This window comes from Bradyrhizobium sp. USDA 4473 (assembly GCF_054063335.1).
Window position 1 is genome coordinate 3,873,025 of record NZ_JBSSGE010000001.1, and the last position, 18,989, is coordinate 3,892,013.

Sequence of the window (18,989 nt, forward strand, 5' to 3'; positions counted from 1 at the left end):
TCAGATTTCGACGGCGTGCTTAGTACGGACGGCTGGTCGGTCGACCGGTCTCCGCCGACGAAGCGCCTCCTGAAAATAGGATTCGAGCTGGCGTGCTCGATGTGTCGGGGTGTGCTCGCTTAGGATGCGCCGGCGTGCTCTTGCGCCTAGAGATCGGCGAGCGTCGTCCGGCATCTCGCGCAGGATCTCAATAACGTCGCTGGTGTCGTCAACGAGCAATATTTCGGCCTCCGGTTCCAGGATCGTCTCGATACCTGTCCAGCGATCTGAGATGATCGGCGTTCCGCACGCCGCTGCCTCGAAAAGCCGCACGCTAGGCGAAAAGCCGATGGCTCGCATGTCCGCGCGTGTGATGTTCAGCGTGAAGCGTTGCTCGGAGTAAAATCCCGCATGGAGGGAGGGAGCGAGATGATCGATCCGCGCGACGTTTTCCGGCCAACTGATGTCAGGATACTGCGAGCCGGCGACGACAAACTGCAAGTCCGGCATTGCATGGGCTGGGGCAATCAATAGCCGTTCGATCGACGGTTGACGGTCGAGGCTGTAAGTGCCGAGATAACCCAGTTCCCACTTCGGCTGCCGCTGCTGGCTCTGATAGATGTCAATGTCGGCGCTGCAATGGAGGACGCGCGCGAGCGGGCTGCCATATTCAGTCTCGACATGGCTTGGCACGTGGCCGCCGGTGAACGACAGATAAAGATCAAATCGCGGGATCAGCGCCGCGGAAAGATATGGCAGGCCTCGATCGAGCCCCGCGAGGGTAACAGGCGTATCAATATCGTAGAAGGCCGTTATGCCCCGGGCGTAGGTCGTCACCCAATCCGCGACCGCGATGCCATTGGGAACGTACGATCCGACGATCACGAGGTCGGCGCTTTTGATAAGCTTGCCGAATCTGAATGCAAGGTCCGGCAGTGACTGATAGAGCTCAACGGACCAAGCCGACGGGTTGGCAAGGTCGCGATGTTCGCGATACCATGGCATGTCCCGTTCCAGGAACGTCACGCGATGATCGCGCTGCGCCAAGGCTTCGATCAGGGCGCGGTAGGTGGTGGCGTGACCGTTGCCCCAAGACGAAGTGACCGATAGTCCGATGACGACAATGCTGAGAGTCATTCCGCTGCCTCGATTCTCATCGTTCGTTCCGCAAAAAGAGTGTTGAACTGGCGCGCGCGCTGCCGATAAGTGTGGTGCGAAAGGATCCGGGCTCTGGCGCGAGAGGCGATTGCGCGCGCCTTATCGTTTGTTAGTGAGTCCAGGTGCTCGGCGACGGCGGCGCCGCTCGATGCGATCAGGACCTCGCGTTCCGGCTCCAGGAAGGTGTCGATGCCCTTCCAGTCGTCGGTAATCAGGCATGCGCCAGCGCCGGCCGCCTCGAAAATGCGTGTCGGCGGCGAGAAGCCATACCGCGCCATGCTCTCGCGATTGACGTTCAGCGTCGCGAGGCCGGAGCAGAAGAACGCGTTATGATCGCCGGTGCCGACGTGACCGACGCTGCGCACGTTGGCGGGTGTGTCCTTGTTGTCCCAGCCCGAGCCGCCCAGCACGAACTGCCTTGACGGCATGGCGCGCGCAACCTCGAGGAAGAAGCTGTCGATCCGTTGCTCCCGGTCGGGTAAGCGGTTCGCCAGCAGGCCGAGATCGCAGGCAAACCTCGGGCTCGCCGGCGCTGGAAAATGCGTCGACGTGTCCAGGGCATTGTAAATCGGAACGCAATCACGCGCACCGGCCGCGCGGTACGAGGCTACAACAGCGTCACCGCCGCCATAGGTCAGGACCAGGTCGTAATGCGGGATCACCTTGCGCAGATGATGGTGCGATTGCTGCGACATCGCATCGAGCGTCGCCGGCGCGTCGACGTCCCAATAAACACGAATCGCGCGGGACGGGATCTCGACGGCCGCATTCTCGAGTTCCTCATCGAATACGCCGACTCCACTTGCCTTGATCAGAAGGTCGGCGGACTGCGCGGCAGTCTCTAGCGAACTTTGCCATCCTTCGGACGTCGGCGGATAAACCAGAACCTTGGCCCAAGGCGGGTCGGCGATGTCGCGATGCTGCTGGCGCTGGAAGGCGTCAGGTTCGAAGAACGTAATATCGTGACCGAGGGCTGCGAGTTCCTTGAGCAAGCCGCGGTAATAAGTGGCGGCGCCATTCCAGTAGGAAGAGACCAGGCTGGAGCCGAAGAAGCAGATTTTCATGTGAGCGCTCCTTCCCGCTGCGATTGGGCTACTTGCCGCCGAGGTCCGCGGATATGCTCGACAATGTCGAGCAGCTGAAGGACGCGATGGCGGCACGTATGCCGTTCTGCAATCACGTCAAGGCCTGAGTTCGCCATTGCCTGCGCGAGCGCCGGATCGTGCAGTAGCCCCTTTAGCGCTGCCTGCATTTGATCGCTTTTGGTCACGCTCAGGTAGCTGCCTTCCGGGAACAGGCCCTCGACGTCGCTCCAAGGCGCGGACACGATCGGAATGCCGCAGGCGAGCGCCTCGAACATCCGGATGGTCGGTATGCCAGGGAGCGCCTGCACGTAAGGGCCGCGCGGCACATGGACCGTTGCGCGTGCGGTGGCGAATGCCGCCGGCGCCCGATGCGCCGGCAACCAACCGCAATAGTCGATGCCGGCGGCCTCGATCACGCGCAGCGCGTCGCACGAGTATCGAACGCCGTGAATTTCGCCGCGCAATCCGAGCTGGGATACCGGGGCAATCAGGAATTCGATGAGCTCGGCGGCCCGCTCGCCGTCTCCCCAGTTTCCGATCCAGATCACATCGTTCCGTCGTGCGATCTGCGGCATCGGCCGATAGAGCCTGGTGTCGGCGGCTTCGTGCCAGGTGAAAGCCCGGTCAGCCCACCCGAGCCCGAGATAGATCTCCCGTAGGACTTCGCCAAAGGCTAGCACGCCATCGAAGCCGGACAGGTCGAAGCGGGCGAGTTCCTGCGGCGCGGTGACTGCGCGATGATGTGTGTCGTGAAACAGCAGCGTGTAGTCGCCCGTCAGGACACGATGCCGACCTATCGCTTTGACCAGTTCGGGCGGATTCCACTCGTGAACAATCACCAGTCCCGCGCCATCGAGAGCGCCTTCGAGATCGAAGCCGGGATGATACTGCCTGATATCGACTCCGGGCAGCAGAGCGACCACTTCCTGGAAAGTCCGTTCGCCGCCGTCCTGAAGCGCGTTGAGCCGGCTCCAGCCGTCGATCGGCTCGTAGACGACGACGTCGTGCCCGCGCGCATCGAGCTCGCGGGCGATTCCGCGGAGAAAGTGCGCATTGCCGTTGTTCCAGCATGAGGTGAGTGCATGACAAAACAAGACGCATTTCATGCCATCATCTCCAAGGCAGGCGAGTGGGGCTGGGCAATTCGAGCCGTCGGCAGAGCGGCATAGAGATCGTGATAGGCACCGGCCATTTGCGCCAACGAGTAACGCCGCGACCGCTCGTATGCTGCGTGTTGAAGTCGTGCGCGCCAATCGTAGTCGGCGCACAGCCGGCGCACCGTGCAATTAAGCTCGCGTTGATCTGCTGGATCGACGAAGAGAGCGGCGTCATCCCAGAGTTCGCGAAACGTCGGAATGTCCGAGAGAACCAGCGCGCAACCGGCCGAGGCAGCTTCGAGCGCCGCGAGGCCGAACGGTTCATAAAGCGCGAAACTTACAAAGATCGCGGCCTGCTTCATGCGCGCCTGCAGCGCATCATAATCAAGCGACCCGAGCCAAATCGGGCCAGCCGGGACTTCGCTCGAGGTTGGACCGGCCATCAGCACCGGCCATTCCAATCCTCGTGCGAGCTCGACGACAGCCGAGAGGTTCTTGGCACGATCACAAAACCGTCCGGCGGCCAGCAGAAAGGCGCGCTTGGGTGTCGGCAGAGAGGTAGGCAGCGTGCCATTCCAGATCACGACGCCGGGGGAGCTTGGGCAGTAGAGCTCACGGATGACCTGCTGTAGTGCTCGGCTGGGGCTTACCCAGCTGTTAGCGGCATTAAGGCCCTGCCGGACTGCCCTGGTGTAATGCCGCCATGCCGGGTCATTGAGCCAGGCCGTATCGTTGCACGCGAGCGCCCACGAATTTGCGCAGGAATGCGCAACCACGATTGTCGGTGCCGTCCATTCGAACGAGGCCTCGCGGAAGCTGTTGACGTGAATGACGTCGGGCCGGATATGCGATTCCAGACCGGCGAGTACGCGTTTGGCATTGGGTACGTCGATTCCGCCCGGGTCCTGCCATTCCAGCGCGAGATCGGTCTCGATCAGGTGAACGCGAAAGTCGCGCAACATGCGGCGCTGCTCGGGGCTCGGATGCGGCCCCAGCGTGACGAGGTGGACATCCGCACCCATGCTGACCAATGCCGTGGCGAGCGTGCACGAAAAGCTCCAGACGCCGCCAACGGCATCGGTGGTCATCATAACCGTGAGGCGCGAAGTCCGGGTCATGGCGCAACCTGCAGCTCGAGCGCGGCGAGCGGGACCGGACGTTCATCCTGGACGTCGCTGAACCGATCGAATATCGCGAGGTAGTGCTGGTGCGCTCGCTCCCAGGCGAAGTCGTCCGGCTCGCCCCAGAGCTTTCGGTAATCCGGCGAACCCGGATAAGGATAGATCGGCACTGGATCGTTGGCCCAGATGCCCGCATCCTGCATCTGCCGTCGCCAACGCTGCACGACCGGATCATCGTCTTCGGGCATCTCGATCAGGTTGGCCTGGACGAAGGGAACGTGTCGGCGCGCCTCGACCAGCCGGTCCGCTAGCTCTTCCGTTGTCATCTTGCAGTTCTTGGCCAGCGCCTCGCGGCCCTCCGGCGTCAGGCTCTCCACGCCAGCCTCGATCGACACGCAGCCGGCGCGACCGAGCAGCGCCAGCATCTCGGGCTTCCAGAGGTCGATCCGGGTCTGGATGCCGAACTTGATGCCGCGGGAGGTCAGCCCGTGCAGAAGTTCGGCGTTCGGCAGGAAGATCTCGTCGATAAAGTAGAGGTACTCGATCTCGTGCCGCCGCAGGCCGTCGATCTCGTCGAGAACCGTCGCGGCAGGACGCCGGCGATAAGCATTGCGGAAATTCTCCTTGGCGCAGAACGTGCAGTTGTAGGGGCAACCTCGCGAGGCCTCGACCTCGGCGCCGGGGCCGACCGGTTCCGCCTCGAAGCGGTGATGATGGTGATGGTGACTCTGGATCATCTCGGCCGGCCATCGCAGTGCGGGTTGGTCCTTGAAGGCGACCGCCTGCGGTCCGCCGTTGACCCGAACGGTTCTGCCGTCGAGGAAGCAGAGCCCCGCGAAATCCCGTTCACCGTTGGCAAGGCGCACCAATGCCTGCTCGCACTCGCCCATCACGACAATATCGACGCCGAGTTTGCGCAGCGCCGTCCTTGGCGTCGTCGATCCGTGCGGGCCGACGGCGACCAGTGTTGGCGCCAGACCGACCAGCGAGAGCAGCAGTTCCTGCGGGATGCGCAGCTCGGGCGGCGCACAGCGCCAGAAAAGGTAGGTCGGAGCAGTGGTGACCGCGATCAGATCAGGCCTGAAGGCCCGGAGCTCGGCCTCGATGTCGCGATACGAAAGGTCGAACATTTGCGCATCGAGCAGCAGCGTCGGATGTCCGGCTTTGCGCAGGTAGTGGGCCGAGATGCCGAATTCGATAGGCAAGTGAGGCTGGCGACAGCCGAAATAGATGCTGCCGTCGAAATTCCAATTTGGATTGATCAGAGCGACACGGGTCATGCCGACGCCTCCTTGTGTGCGACGATTGGCCCGAACCGGCCGTCAAGCCAGGCGTGCAGCGACTGCAGGCCCTCGCGCAGCGGGACCTTTGGCGTCCAGCCCAACGCCTTGGAGAGCGCAGTGGTGTCAGTGACGTACCAGGGCTGGTCGCCGGGCCGCCAATCGGCGAACCCGTATTCCACCTCACGGCCGATCAGCCGCGCGATCTCATCGATCAGTTCCAGGAGGCTTACCGCGTTGGCAGCGCCACCGCCGAGATTGAACACGCAGCCGTGAGTGATAGCGATCCGATCGAGCGCCGACAGCCAGGCCTCGGCGGCATCGCTGACGTGCAGCGCGTCGCGCACCTGATATCCGTCACCGTAGATCGTTAGGGCCCGGTTCTCGATCGCGCTTCTGAGGAAATGAGCGATCCAGCCCTGATCTTCGGTACCGAACTGCCGCGGCCCGTAGATGCAGCTCATCCGCATCACGACAGTTTGCAACCCGAACACCCGGGCGTAGTCGTGGACATACTGATCGGCGGTTCCTTTCGAGCAGCCGTACGGACTATAGAAATCGAGCGGCGCGCCTTCAGAGATGCCCTGCGCGAGGCCGTCGGCGACCGGCACGTAGCGCCGGTCCACGCGCGCAACGCCGCGCTCATCGCCAAGCTGGCCGTAGACCTTGTTCGTCGAAGCGAACAGGACAGGCGCTGCCGGATTGTGCAAGCGGACGGCCTCGAGCACGTTGACGGTCCCGCGCGCGTTCGTCTCGAAATCGCCCGCTGGATCGGACAGACTGTCGGTAACGGCCACTTGGCCCGCGAGGTGCAGCACGGCGCGCGCGTCACGAACGGCGTCGATGACGGGAATGGGATCGCGGATGTCGGCGACGACAATCTCAACCTGCCCACCATGTCGCGACTTGAGCCAATGCGCGTTTTCGCGAACGCCGACGCGGGCGAGATTGTCAAATACGGCAACGGAATCGCCGCGGGCGGCCAGGCGATCAGCAAGGTTGCAGCCGATGAAGCCGCAGCCGCCGGTTACCAACACGGGCTTGTTCTGTTGTGCGCCCATCATGCCACGAGGCCCCGGCGTGATAATTCTTCGCGAGCTCGCTCGGCATGATCGTCGGCGATCTGGTCGGCAAGATAACTGGACAGTTCGTCAAGGCCATCCTCGAAGGTGACGCTTGGCGTGAAGCGCAGCTCCGCAGCTGCCTTGCCGATATCGGCGAAGCAATGACGGATGTCACCGACACGATGTTTTCCGGTAATCTCAGGCGCGATATCGGTGCGCCCCATGACCTCGGCGAGGCTCTTTGCGACGGACAGGATTGTTCGGCTCTGACCTGAACCGATGTTGAAGATAGACGAATCGTGGTTCGACTCGAGCGCAAGACTGCAAGCTCGCGCCACGTCGCTAACATGAACAAAGTCGCGGCGCTGCAGTCCGTCCTCGAACACCAGGGGCGACCTGTTGTTAAGCAGCCTCGCGGCGAAGATCGCCAGAACGCCCGTGTAGGGATTAGATAGAGCCTGGCGCGGACCGAATACGTTGAAGAAGCGGAGTGCGACGGTCGGGATGCCGTAGGCCTTTCCCGTGATCAGGCACATCCGTTCCTGTGCATACTTATTCAGGGCATAGATCGAGCTGAGGCATGGGGGCTTGGATTCGGGAGTAGGCACCGGCTCGAGGCTCCGGCCTGCGCCGTCTCGCAACTCCCATTCACCGTCGCGGAGCTGATTGATCGAGCGATCGCCGACGGCATGGGCGCCATGATCGACGACTCGATACAATCCCTCCCCGTAGACGCTCATCGAGGAAGCGACGACCAGACGCTCCACGGGGCACCGCGACAAAGCCTGGAGCAGCTGCGCCGTACCGAGCTCGTTGGTCCTGACATAGGACGCGATATCATACATGCTCTGACCGACGCCGACCGATGAAGCCAGATGCAGCACCTTGTCCACGCCTCGTAACGCGCGCTCAATGGCGCACCCATCCGTGATGTCGCCGACAATAAGGTCTGCGTCCTTGTTCAGGTAGGGCGGGCGTTCGCCATCCGCGCCATGGACCTGCGGCGACAGATTGTCCAGCAGCCGGACCTCGTGGCCTGCGGCAAGCAGCGCGTCGGCAGCATGCGAGCCGATAAACCCTGCGCCGCCAGTAATCAAAACACGAGTCATGCGCCGTTGCTCCCTATCCGGGATGAGGCCAGACCGCGTGTCTGGCCGGGAGATGAGAGTGGAAGCACGCTACGAAAATGGTCGGTTGACCGCGCGCCAATCACATTTGGAGGAAAGACGCCCGCGGAGGGAATGTTTGTTCCTGCGAAATGTACAAACGATGCTTCGCCTAACCTGGATCAATAACCTTGGTGAAGCGCACGGCGCGCAAGCTAGAATGCCGTGCCGTGTGTGACGGCAGGCAGGCCAAGATGGCGCGCAACGGTTGCTGCGATGTCCGAGAAGCCGGTGCGCCTGCCGATAACCATCGTCCGATCGTTCGCTCGCGCCAGGATCGGCACCTGCTCACGGGTATGGTCCGTCCCGCTCCAGGTGGGATCACAGCCGTGATCGGCAGTTATGATCAGCAGATCGTCGGCTTTCAGGCGCGCCAGCAATTCGGGCAGGCGACGGTCGAACTGTTCGAGTGCGGCGGCATATCCGGCGACATCACGTCGATGGCCGTAGAGCGTGTCGAAATCGACGAAATTTGCAAATAGCAGCCCGCCGTCCGAGAGATCGTTGATCGCATCCAGCGTGCAGTCGAACAGCGCATCGTTGCCGTCGCCGCGCTCGTTGCGGCCGGTGCCGCGGTGCGCGAAAATGTCGTCGATCTTGCCGATCGAAACGATATCGCGGCCGTCATCGGTCGCAAGGTCGAGAACCGTCCGTTCGGGCGGCGGGACGGAAAAATCGCGACGATGTGCTGTTCGCTTGAAGTGCGCGGCCGCTGGACCGACGAAGGGGCGGGCAATGACGCGGCCGATATTGAATCGGTCGACCAGGCGGCGAGCGACCGCGCACACATGATAGAGGCGCTCCAGCCCGAACGTCTGCTCATGGGCGGCAATCTGGAATACGCTGTCGGCAGACGTGTAGCAGATCGGCTCGCCGCTGCGCATGTGGCGCTCGCCAAGTTCGCGGATAATCTCCGTGCCAGAGGCATGACAGTTCCCAATGATGCCGCTAACGCCGGCTTCTTCGCAAAGACGCTCGACGAGGTCTTGTGGGAAGCATGGCTTGATCTTTGGAAAGTAGCCCCAGTCGAACGGGACCGGCACGCCGGCGATCTCCCAATGCCCCGAGGGTGTATCCTTGCCCTTCGAAAGCTCGCTGGCGCAGCCGAACATGGCAAGGGGATGGACCGGTCCGCCGAGCGCCGGCGGAATACGGCCAGTGGCGAGCCGACAGGCCTGACCCAGTCCCAAGCCGACCAGATGCGGTATTGCAAGCGGACCTTTGCGAGCATCGTTGTCGGCCGTACCACGCGCGCAGGCTTCAGCGATGTGACCGACCGTATCGGCGCCGCCATCGCCATACAGCTCGGCATCGGGGCTCATCCCAATCCCGACCGAATCCATCACGAGGATTAGAGCACGCATATCGGCTTGCTTTCCGGATCTGCATTCACTGGGGGCGGTGCTACACCGGTCCTCGCGCAATAGCGTTCGACCATCTGCGCGCAGAAGTCGGCGAACTCGTTCGCATCAAGGGGCGGACTGGTGTGGTGCGATGCGATGCCGCGATGTTCCGGTGTGAAGCAGAATGTCAGGGTAACATCGAACTCGGCGAGCGCCTCCATCTGTCGGTCGAACCAGGCGAGCGCGCCGGGGCGAAAGCTATCGGCCCATGACAGCCCGGTTCGCAGATGCCTTACGCCGAGCCGGCGCATCCAGCTGGCCGCGTCCTCCAATCGGTGGTCCTCGAAGTGGAACCACTGACACAATCCCATAACCGGCGCGTATCGCTCATAGAGCTTGAGAGCCTGCTTGGGCGATCCATCCTCGCGCAGTAGGCCCATATGGAAATGCCTGTAGTAGGACGAGCCTTCCGCCTCCCTGTGCCGGGTTGTCGCTTCCCAGGTCGACGGCAGATCATACAGGCTGTACCAGTGAATGCGCGGCGTGCGGCCGATGAGCAGATCGGCGGTGCGCTCGAGGCCCCATGCCTGCACCTGCTCGGCGCCAAACGACGATACGCCCACTTCCGTTACCCAGACGGGAAGCGCGACGACTTCGGCCTGAATTTCGGAGAGCTTGCTCGGCCATTGGTCGATCTGCCAAAGATTCCAGTCCAACGGGAAGCCGTGCAACCGCCACCGCATCGACCTGATCCAGCACGCCGCGCGCCTGCATGGAGCGCATGAAGCCGGGATCAATCGGCGATATGCCGCCGAGGACCCTCGGCAATGTGGGGTGCGCGCTCCGAATGGCCTTGCCCGCGGCGATGGCCAACTCGGCGAATCTTGTCCAATCCGGATCGAGCAATATGTCCCAATGCGATTTATTGTTTGGTTCGTTCCAAATCTTTGCCGCTTCGATCATCGCACGGCAGCCTCTTCTGAAAGGATACACCTCCCGGGCTCACGCTGTGCCAGCCGTTTGCAGAGGTAGACTTCATCCTCGGGATGGGCAGTGATCGAAAAGCCGGAACTGCGCAGCATGGCTTCCACGCAGGCGCGGTTCGGTATCCACCAGTTGGTAGGATCTTCGGCATATTTGTGCTCGATGAAGTGCAGCTTGGGATAGCCGGGCGAGTCGAACTGGTCGGTCGTCCAGAAGTCGTAGTCGCTGTCGATGTGATCGACGCCACTGTCGCCACGTTGCATGGACTGGAACAACAGCAGGTCAGCCGCGACGTGCTCGTGGATCATGTCAAGCGCGAGCAGTGGGTGCCTCAGGTGATACAAGACTCCCATGAAAATCACGAGATCGAATCTTTCGCGGAGCTGCCCGACGTCGTAGGCCGAGAGCCTGCGAAATTCGATATCGAGGCCAGTCACTTCAGCGGCAAAGCGTGCCTGCGCCAGGTATTCCTCGTCGGTATCGAGTCCGAGTACGCGCGCGGCGCCGCGGCGCTTCATTTCCAGCGCGTAGAACCCCGCATTGCAGCCGATGTCGAGGACGGTCTTGCCTTCGAGATTGTCGGGAATCACTTCGGCGAAGTGAAGCCACTTCACACGCGGATAGTCTCCAAGAAAATGCGACGGAGCGGTGCTGATCCCGTTGAGGTCGAGATTGTGGAACCACGGTCCAAGTGCATCGACACGCTGTCGAATTTCTTCCAGGGAGAGCGGAGCACGCGTCATGCAGTTCCTCGCTTGTTGGTCGCTAATGGGTGTGGAGGTGGCCGACCATGGTCCGCGACTTCGATGGCGCCATCGGAAAGCAGCGCCATCGCCGTGCGGTAGCCGTTGACGGTCCCTACGTCGACATAAGCATCGCCAGCCTTCACCCCGACGCCGCGGCCGCCGGCCGCGAGGTAGGCGTTCACCAATGTCCCGAAATATTCGTCGCGACGATCGCGCAGTCCCCAAAGCTGCCGCAAGTCCCGAAACTTTGCCGCCGACATCCGAAAGGCGCCCCAGATCCAGTTGGTCGCCGCATCCGGCCGCTTGACCTGGATTTCCTGGACCTGCTCGCCTTCGAGCACCACCGCATCGAAAAATTCCGGATGTTCGACAGGAAACAGAAGGAACGAGAGATCGACCTCAGGCAGCGCACGCAGCGCAGTCTTGGGAAACCAGATCGTGTCGGGTAAGCCGACCACGACGTCCTCGCGATCCCCGACCACAGTGCTCGCCCGGAAGACAGCGTCACACAAGCCCGATGCGTCGGGCTGGACGACATAGGCTAGCTGCGCAGTATGGTAGTGGTCGCCGAAATACTCGAGTATGTCGGATTTTCCGGGCGCAATGACGAAGCAGATCTTGTCGGCGCCTCCGAGGATCAGCCGTTCGACCAGATATTCCGCCACAGCGCAGGGACGATCCGCTCCGTTGTCATGCCGGCTTCCGACCGGCAGCAACTCCTTTGAAAACGCCAGCGGCTGGATACGGCTGCCGCGGCCGGCGGCCGGCACGATGCCCCACATGTCAGGCCTCCATAGGCTCGGGTTGATCAATCTCGCGTTGCGTCGCTTGCTCCAGCAAAGCGACCAACTCGCTTGCGCGCCGCTCCGACGAGTGTTGAGCCAAGACGCGTTCTCGGGCACGGCGAGCCATCCGCTGCAACTCGGAATCGTCCATGTCGAGCGCTGCGAGCACGTCGTGAGCGTCATTCCCGAGCAATATCTCGTCGCCCGGCGTCAAGAATTCGTCGATCCCCATCCAGGCGTCGCTGATGAGCGGTGCGCCGCAGGCGGCAGCTTCAAACAGCCGCCCCGACGGACACCAGCCCATCTCCGCCATCGCCCTGCGCGTGACGTTAAGCGTGAGGCGCGAGGATGCAAAGAACGGCGCGTGCTCCGAAGGAGGCAGATGACGAACGAAGAAGACATTCGGCGACCATGGGAAGTTTTCGGGATACTGTGCGCCGCCGATCAGGAACCGCAGATCCTGTCTCTTGCGCGCGGGAGTGACGAACAAATCCTCAAACACCCTCTGACGGTCTTCGGAATATGTTCCAAGATATGACAGGGCGGCGCGATAGTGCGGCTGGGGAGCCGCAGGGTGATGCACCTCGCCGTCAACGTGACCATAGAGCGGGCAAACCTTTTCGGCGCCCAACCGTCGCTGAAATTCCTCTCGTATCCGTGGACCGCCGGTGAAGCTCAGCACGAGCTTGAAACCTCGGAGGCCTGACGCTCCGATATAGGAAACGGGTTGTCCGGCGTTCAGCCGAGCTATGGTGATGGGCGTGTCCAGATCATAGAAGACGGGAAGCGCGCTCCCGTGCTGAAGGATCAAGTCGGTCGCCGCGATGGCATCCGGACAATAGGAGGTGACCACCGCGGCATCCGCATCCGACACGTCGCCGCGCGCGTGATCCTCGATCTCGGACCAGGACGAAAACAGCTCCAGGCGACCGCCGAGCAGTTCGAACATATCCCGGTTTGCCGCGTAGTAGGGCACGTCCCGCTCATAGAACACAACACTGTGACCGTGACGGGCGAGATACTTGCACAGGCCGCGCCAGAGGGTCGCATGGCCGTTGCCCCATGACGACGAGATCGTCAGGCCGAAGATCACGATCTTCACGCTGCCACCCCATCGTTGCTGTGGCCGACCTGAACGCGGTCCTCCTCGAGCGACAGTGTGCTGATGCTGGCCGGTTCGACTTTGATTGAGAGAAATTCGTCCAGCGAGAGGCCCTTGTAGTGAAGTAGTGCCGCCCGGATCGGCTCCGCGTGACTGACCAGGGCGATGGTCCCGGCAGGATCGTTCCGCAATCGGTCAAGATATGCGACGACCCGGGTTTGCAGCGCGCCCATGCTCTCGCCGCCTGGCGGGCGGTTTCTGCTGCGCTGGGTGTTCCACCGCAACCAGGCCGGATCGCTTTGCAGATCCGCGAATTGCTGCCCGGTCCATTCGCCGTAGTCGAGTTCGTCGACTTCAGAGGCAACCTCGACCCGCAAGCCCAGTGCGCCGCCCAAAACATTGGCCGATTGCCGGGCGCGGAGTTGAGGGCTCGAGCGGACGATGTCCGGTCGCGGGTGCATCAATTCGGCGCAATGTGCCATTTGGCGGCGCCCCAACAGGTCAAGCGATACTCCCGGCTGCCTGCCGCAGAGGTACCGCCCAAGCAGCGGGTGGTGGCCATGCCGGATAAGGTGAATGGTCTTCGCCATCAGTCACTGCCCCTCCTCGATAAAGGCACGCGTGCGCCGACGGGCCTCATCGTCGGTGAACTGCTGTGGAGGTGATTTCATGAAGTAGCTTGAAGGACCGGTCAGAGCCCCGGCGATCCCGCGGTCCATCGCGAGCTTGGCGCAGCGGACCGCGTCGATCACGACGCCTGCGGAATTTGGCGAGTCCCAGACCTCAAGTTTGACTTCGGCCGAAAGCGGAACGCCGCCGAACGTCGTTCCCTCGAGACGGATGAAGGCGAGCTTGCGGTCGGTCAGCCACGGGACATGATCGCTCGGACCGACATGAACATTGTCGGCATCCATCGGCACGTCGAATTGACTGGTGACGGCCTGGGTCTTCGAGATCTTCTTCGATATGAGCCGATCGCGTTCCAGCATATTCTTGAAGTCGGTATTGCCGCCGACATTCAGCTGGTACGTCCGGTCGAGCCGGACGCCTCGTTCGCGAAACAGATTGGCAAGGACGCGGTGCACGATCGTGGCGCCGACCTGGCTCTTGATGTCGTCGCCGATCAGCGGAAGGCCGGCTTCCTCGAAACGACGGCGCCAGGACGGGTTGGAGGCAATGAATACAGGAATGCAATTGACGAATCCGCAGCCCGCTCCGATTGCCTGTTCGGCATACCATTCACCGGCACGCTGCGAGCCGACCGGCAAATACGACACCAGCACATCCGTCCGCGATTTCATCAGGGTATCAACGACATCGACCGGCGGCGTGTGGTCCACTGGAATGTCGCCTTCGAGGTAGCGGCCAACCCCGTCGAGCAGCGGGCCCTTCTGGACGACGACGCCAGTCCGCTCGACATCGCAGAAGCGGTGCGTGTTGTTCGGGGCCGCTCCGATCGCGTCGGCCACATCGCGACCGATCTTGTTGCTGTTGACGTCAAACGCGGAACTGATCTCGATGTCGCTGATGTGATACCCACCGACGTTCGCATTCATCAGGCCGGGCACCGGCTCATTCGACTCGGCGCCTCTGTAATAGGCGAGGCCCTGCACGAGTGAGCTCGCGCAGTTGCCAACTCCAACGATGCCGACGCGAACGCGCCGCCGGTCCTGAAGGCGTGAATGCATCTGCGATGATCCTCCGGGAAGTTTGCACGAACGTAAGTACGTCGGCGAACGTACCGCAGGTATGTTCGTTCCTGAGTAGATCCCGTTGGGAGCGACAACATCGCGGCTCAGGCCGAATAAATCGAAATAGTTTAACTCAGGCTAGTGTCGGAAGCCCGCCAGATGGAACGATCTTCGTTCTGGATGAAGATGAAGAAGATGATGCTCCAGATGCGGGCAAGCACCTGCGCGTCCGCGGCAACTCGCTAAGAACAAAACGGACGAAGCGGCGTTGCGCCGAAGAGCCCGAGTTGAGTTATGTACTCCATCAAATCAGTAAGCACGCGAGATACGACCATGACGAAAAGCCATCCCAAGGCGGGAGAGCCTGAAGCCCACACCACCACAGACCACAACGCAATCCGGCACTGGGTGGAATCGCGGAGCGGCCGTCCGGCAACGGTGGAGGCGACCGAACGAGATGGTCATGCAGGAATCCTACGGATCGACTTCGATCCGCCGGACGAGGGACTCGACCGGATCGGCTGGGACGAATTCTTCCGCAAGTTCGACGAGGCTGACCTTGCGTTCCTTTATCAGGATCGCACCAAGGACGGAAAGACAAGCCGCTTTCACAAATTCGTTCGGCGCACCGGCGCCAAATGAGCGATGGCGTTACGCCATCCGATCGGTCACCCGGCGAGAAGCCGGGACAGGACTGGATCGATGCGATGCGCGCGGGCGATTTCGAGCGAGCGTGGACGATCAATGATCGCTACCTGCTGCAATTGTGGCGGTCTGACGTAGACAAGTACAGCGGACCGCGGCATTTGCAGCGAATCTGGCGGGGCGAGAAGTTGCGCGGCCAGAACGTTCTGGTTCGTTGCTATCACGGACTTGGCGACACAATTCAGTTCGTTCGCTTCATGCCGGCATTGCGCGCGGTTGCGCGCGAGGTGACGCTGTTATGCCAGCCGGCATTGCTTCCGATTATCGCCCACGCCGATGGCGTCGATCGTGCTATCCCACTTCACGATGGTGGGCCGGACGCTGAATTCGATACCGATATCGAGATCATGGAGGTACCGCACGCGATCAGGGCCACCTGCAGCCAAATTGCCTTGCAGGGACCCTATCTGAGCCTGTCGCCGGGCCCTTCGGGATTTCGACGAAGCGGAAGCGGTCGATTGGCGGTGGGCTTGGTCTGGGAAGTGGGCGCCTGGGACAAGCGGAGAGAAATTCCAGTGTCCGAGCTGCGCCGTCTCGGCTCGTCCAATCTTGACCTGTACTCTTTGCAGCTGGGACCCGGCGCTGCGATGTCACGAGATATCGGCGCGCAGGACATCAGCACGGCGGATATTTGCTTGCTCGGCCGGCGGATAGCCCAGCTCGATCTGGTCGTTTGCGTCGACACGATGATCGCGCATCTTGCCGGCGCGCTCGGGCTCGAGGTGTGGGTGCTTCTGCATGCCGACTGCGACTGGCGCTGGCCTGCATCGGGTCAACGCTCCATCTGGTACCCGATGGCCAGGCTGTTTCGGCAGAGAAGGCCGGGCGATTGGGCGCCCGTTATCGAAGAAGTCCGGACTGCTCTATGTCAGCGCAGCGAGGCGGCGACAGCGACTGCATCGGCTGATCTTGCCGCCGGCGGCTCCGCCGGCTCGATCTCGTTGCACGCCGGCAACCGCAGATAGGCCGGATTAAATCCGGCCAGACGAACCAGGCCGTACCAGTTCGTGATCGTAATGGTCTTCGAATGCCATTGCAGCAGGTTGCTGCGGCGCAGCTCCTGAATGGTCCGGTTGGCGTGAACGGCCGATATGCCGCAGGCCGCCGCAAGTTCGGATTGCGTGAAGGGGGAAGGAATTCGCAAGTCTCTGGCCAGACCCACGGCGCGCAGCCGCGTGGCTATTTCGCAAATGAGATGTGCGACGCGTTCGAGCGCATCGCGGCTGCTCACGTTCAGGATCCAGTTCCGCGAATTCGCGGCATCGATCAGAATGAGCCGAAATAGCGAACGCGAGAGTGACGGCGAAAGTTCGGCCAGCTCCACGAAGAAGCGTTGAGGCACCGACGCGACGACGGCGGCACCAACCGTCACAAGATCGTAATCAATGCGGGGGTCGTGGATCGTGTAGAGATCCGGAACGTCGCCGGGGACATGGATCGAGATGATCCTGCCATCGCGCCCCTCGGGAACCTGCCAGCAGAGATATCCCTGCAGCAACAGGTGACAATGCGCTGGCAGCTCTCCTCTCCGCAGGAGTTGATGGCGAGAGCTGTAGTGGCCGATACTGCTCGGCATCCCAGCCAAGAAGTCGAGAGTATCGGACGATAGTTCGCCCAGACCCGCCAAACGATCGGCAAATCTTGAAAACGAGAATCCTGCTTGCATGGCGTCGCCCAGACTTGGCCTAGAAGTAAAGCTTAGCGAGTGCAGGGGGCCCGTCATTAACTTGGGACAATTGGTACAGCGCGATACAGCCAGAAAGCGGCGGGGAAGCGGCGCGCTGTAATCGAGGCAACCCTGGCGCAGAGTCCGCGGATTGAGCGAGCCGGAGCTTCGATGCGACGAAAACCTCAAGCAAAGTTGATTGCCGGCAGCTGGGCGCCGTCTCCGTGAAGCCGTCTCCGTGAACTTGTATGCCGTGCACCTCATGGCGGCCGGTTCTGCACTGGTTGCCGGAGGAGCTTAGTTGACATTGTCGTTGAACATGTTGCGGAAGGCGATTGCGACCGCCGGCGGCCCGGTTGCACCCTGCATCATGGCGATTTCACCCTGCTGCTCGTGACGGATGGCCTGCGCCATGATGCGGAGCCGGAAGTCGCCGCGGCTGCGCCATTCCTGGTCCGCCATTTTGACCGCGCCCTTGTGATGCAGCGTCATCATCTGCACGAACACTTCGTCGAACGCCTCGGGTGAGGCGTCGCGAACCTCTTGCAGTTGCTGGGCGGTCAGAAAGCCTGGCATTCGGGCGCGCTCGTCGCCCGTGCAGTCCGGCATTGAAGCCTCGAACCAGCTTTGCCACCAGCGTTCGAATATGCGGTTCTCGCCGGCCTGGCTCGCGACCATAAGTCTAGCGAGTGCCCGAAGATGGGGATCGCGGGCACGTTCGGCACCGAGCCGTGCAAGCTCGATACCCTGGGCATGATGGGTCGCCATATGGCGGATGTAGAGTTGATCCGCATCCAGATCGCCGCCGGCCCATGGAAGCTCGCGACCGGTCACACTGGCCAGCGCCGCGGAGGAAAGAATGATGACGAGGATGAGGGCTGCGGTAGCCCAGCTGCGGGCGAATTGCGCATCGCGAGCCGGCACATATCGGGCGGGCCAGCGCAGCCAAACGAACAGCGGATACATCACGGCTGAGGAGGCGTGAACCAGCAGCCCGATCCAGTAGGGTTGCTGAAGCGTGAAGAGCGGCTGGAAGAATGGGAACAGCGGGACCAGAACGAACCATTCCGCTGCGGACGATAGGATCGCCCAAGGCAGTGCCGCAAGCAGGATCTGCGTCGGTGTCAGGTGTGTGGTCCAACGGCCGAGCAGGCCAAAGAATACGACGGCCCAGGACAAGTCGGCCCATTGGTGAAAAGCAATGCCAACGAGGATCGCGCTCCATGACGGCTCCGGGCCGAGCACCCCGTCCCGTGCCGGGATCGCGGCAACCGTCATCCAGTCGACAGCGGCGTCGCGGCCAATCCTCGCGGCGGCCAACTGGCTGACGATAGTGGAGAAACTGCTGCTGATCAGGCCGAGCTCCACCGCGGCGAGCCAATGCGATTTATGGGCTGCGGCTGCCGTGTTTCGATTTGCCTCGGCCAATGCGGTCATCGGTCCGCTCTGTCTTGGCGTACGCCATGCGCACTTAGGATGATGCGGCCTTGGTACGCGATAGCATCTTCCGAGCCGAGTCCCTGGCACTCGCCAACCCCTTCGGGAAGCCGCTGCGATCCGGATACAGCCGGCGGCGCCCGCTTTGCGGCCGCCGCGTCGTTTCCCGTGCGCCGCGGTAGTCCAGCAAGGCGATGCCGCCAATCATCAGCAAGGCGAGCGCGACGTTGTGCTTCTTGGGATTGTCCCGTGTCATCGCCGACATCAATGCCGCGGCGTCGAGCCCATCTCCGGCGACCCGGCTCCACAGGCCGGCATTGCGGTCGATGGACAGCGACATGATGCCGCTGAAGATTTCCCGCAGACCGAACGCGCGCACCAAGGTTTCGTCCCCCTGCATGCCGAGGGGCCGCGTGATGCGGCGAGGCGCGAGCAGCTCGAGAGTACCGAGCCCGATGCTGAACCAGCCGAGTGAGCGCGCAAGACGGTCCGCCGGAGGAGCATGTCGCGGTCCACTGCGCACGATCTTCGGATCGCCCTTCGAGCGCATGATGTTGGCAACATAGTACATGGTGTCAGC

The 18,989-nt window shown here is 62.1% G+C and carries 18 protein-coding genes and 1 pseudogene; 2 read left to right on the forward strand and 17 right to left on the reverse strand.

Annotated features, from left to right (window positions below):
- The 14 genes and pseudogenes from ACVW17_RS17965 to ACVW17_RS18030 all read right to left on the reverse strand — a co-directional run bounded on the left by ACVW17_RS17965 (position 1) and on the right by ACVW17_RS18030 (position 14,598).
- Positions 1 to 1,116, reverse strand: coding sequence for a CgeB family protein (locus ACVW17_RS17965; protein WP_456797741.1), 1,116 nt, complete (start codon positions 1,114 to 1,116; stop codon positions 1 to 3).
- A complete protein-coding gene (locus ACVW17_RS17970) occupies positions 1,113 to 2,201 on the reverse strand; it encodes a CgeB family protein (RefSeq protein WP_456797742.1) in 1,089 nt (362 codons plus the stop codon). The genes ACVW17_RS17965 and ACVW17_RS17970 overlap by 4 nt, the downstream gene beginning before the upstream one ends.
- Positions 2,198 to 3,328, reverse strand: a complete 1,131-nt coding sequence (locus ACVW17_RS17975; protein WP_456797743.1) for a CgeB family protein — start codon at positions 3,326 to 3,328, stop codon at positions 2,198 to 2,200. Before ACVW17_RS17975 ends, ACVW17_RS17970 begins: the two co-directional genes overlap by 4 nt.
- Entirely contained in the window at positions 3,325 to 4,437 is a 1,113-nt protein-coding gene (locus ACVW17_RS17980) for a glycosyltransferase family 4 protein (protein WP_456797744.1), read from the reverse strand. The genes ACVW17_RS17975 and ACVW17_RS17980 overlap by 4 nt, the downstream gene beginning before the upstream one ends.
- Positions 4,434 to 5,720 carry a TIGR04295 family B12-binding domain-containing radical SAM protein gene (locus ACVW17_RS17985; protein ID WP_456753123.1) on the reverse strand — a complete coding sequence of 429 codons (1,287 nt, stop codon included), beginning with the start codon at positions 5,718 to 5,720 and terminating at the stop codon, positions 4,434 to 4,436. The genes ACVW17_RS17980 and ACVW17_RS17985 overlap by 4 nt, the downstream gene beginning before the upstream one ends.
- Entirely contained in the window at positions 5,717 to 6,784 is a 1,068-nt protein-coding gene (locus ACVW17_RS17990) for an NAD-dependent epimerase/dehydratase family protein (RefSeq protein WP_456753124.1), read from the reverse strand. Before ACVW17_RS17990 ends, ACVW17_RS17985 begins: the two co-directional genes overlap by 4 nt.
- Complete coding sequence (locus tag ACVW17_RS17995) at positions 6,781 to 7,893, reverse strand: NAD-dependent epimerase/dehydratase family protein (protein ID WP_456797745.1); 1,113 nt, start codon at positions 7,891 to 7,893, stop codon at positions 6,781 to 6,783. The genes ACVW17_RS17990 and ACVW17_RS17995 overlap by 4 nt, the downstream gene beginning before the upstream one ends.
- 212 nt (positions 7,894 to 8,105) lie before the next feature.
- Positions 8,106 to 9,314, reverse strand: a complete 1,209-nt coding sequence (locus ACVW17_RS18000; protein WP_456797746.1) for a phosphopentomutase — start codon at positions 9,312 to 9,314, stop codon at positions 8,106 to 8,108.
- Positions 9,302 to 10,256: pseudogene (locus ACVW17_RS18005) on the reverse strand (beta-xylosidase). The gene ACVW17_RS18000 and the pseudogene ACVW17_RS18005 overlap by 13 nt, the downstream one beginning before the upstream one ends.
- On the reverse strand, positions 10,253 to 11,020 hold the full coding sequence (locus ACVW17_RS18010) for a TIGR04290 family methyltransferase (protein ID WP_456797747.1): 768 nt from the start codon (positions 11,018 to 11,020) through the stop codon (positions 10,253 to 10,255). The pseudogene ACVW17_RS18005 and the gene ACVW17_RS18010 overlap by 4 nt, the downstream one beginning before the upstream one ends.
- Entirely contained in the window at positions 11,017 to 11,805 is a 789-nt protein-coding gene (locus tag ACVW17_RS18015) for a sugar phosphate nucleotidyltransferase (RefSeq protein ID WP_456797748.1), read from the reverse strand. Before ACVW17_RS18015 ends, ACVW17_RS18010 begins: the two co-directional genes overlap by 4 nt.
- Position 11,806: 1 nt before the next feature.
- Entirely contained in the window at positions 11,807 to 12,910 is a 1,104-nt protein-coding gene (locus ACVW17_RS18020; protein ID WP_456797749.1) for a CgeB family protein, read from the reverse strand.
- Positions 12,907 to 13,500 (reverse strand): histidine phosphatase family protein, encoded by a 594-nt coding sequence (locus tag ACVW17_RS18025; RefSeq protein ID WP_456753131.1) that lies wholly within the window; start codon positions 13,498 to 13,500, stop codon positions 12,907 to 12,909. Before ACVW17_RS18025 ends, ACVW17_RS18020 begins: the two co-directional genes overlap by 4 nt.
- Positions 13,501 to 13,503: 3 nt before the next feature.
- Positions 13,504 to 14,598, reverse strand: a complete 1,095-nt coding sequence (locus tag ACVW17_RS18030) for an inositol-3-phosphate synthase (RefSeq protein WP_456753132.1) — start codon at positions 14,596 to 14,598, stop codon at positions 13,504 to 13,506.
- A 336-nt stretch (positions 14,599 to 14,934) separates the two neighbouring features.
- On the opposite strand from ACVW17_RS18030, the gene ACVW17_RS18035 reads away from it, so the two are divergent.
- Both ACVW17_RS18035 and ACVW17_RS18040 read left to right on the forward strand, forming a co-directional pair.
- Positions 14,935 to 15,243 (forward strand): hypothetical protein, encoded by a 309-nt coding sequence (locus ACVW17_RS18035; protein ID WP_456753133.1) that lies wholly within the window; start codon positions 14,935 to 14,937, stop codon positions 15,241 to 15,243.
- The gene (locus tag ACVW17_RS18040; RefSeq protein WP_456797750.1) at positions 15,240 to 16,271 is read left to right on the forward strand and encodes a hypothetical protein; all 1,032 of its coding nucleotides are present in this window, start codon (positions 15,240 to 15,242) and stop codon (positions 16,269 to 16,271) included. Before ACVW17_RS18035 ends, ACVW17_RS18040 begins: the two co-directional genes overlap by 4 nt.
- Here the strand turns inward: ACVW17_RS18040 and ACVW17_RS18045 are convergent.
- The 3 genes from ACVW17_RS18045 to ACVW17_RS18055 all read right to left on the reverse strand — a co-directional run bounded on the left by ACVW17_RS18045 (position 16,175) and on the right by ACVW17_RS18055 (position 18,959).
- Entirely contained in the window at positions 16,175 to 16,972 is a 798-nt protein-coding gene (locus ACVW17_RS18045) for a Crp/Fnr family transcriptional regulator (RefSeq protein ID WP_456753135.1), read from the reverse strand. The genes ACVW17_RS18040 and ACVW17_RS18045 overlap by 97 nt on opposite strands.
- 297 nt (positions 16,973 to 17,269) lie before the next feature.
- Positions 17,270 to 18,409, reverse strand: a complete 1,140-nt coding sequence (locus ACVW17_RS18050) for a DUF305 domain-containing protein (RefSeq protein WP_456753136.1) — start codon at positions 18,407 to 18,409, stop codon at positions 17,270 to 17,272.
- Between the two features lie 34 nt (positions 18,410 to 18,443).
- Complete coding sequence (locus ACVW17_RS18055; protein WP_456753137.1) at positions 18,444 to 18,959, reverse strand: hypothetical protein; 516 nt, start codon at positions 18,957 to 18,959, stop codon at positions 18,444 to 18,446.
- Positions 18,960 to 18,989: the final 30 nt, after the last annotated feature.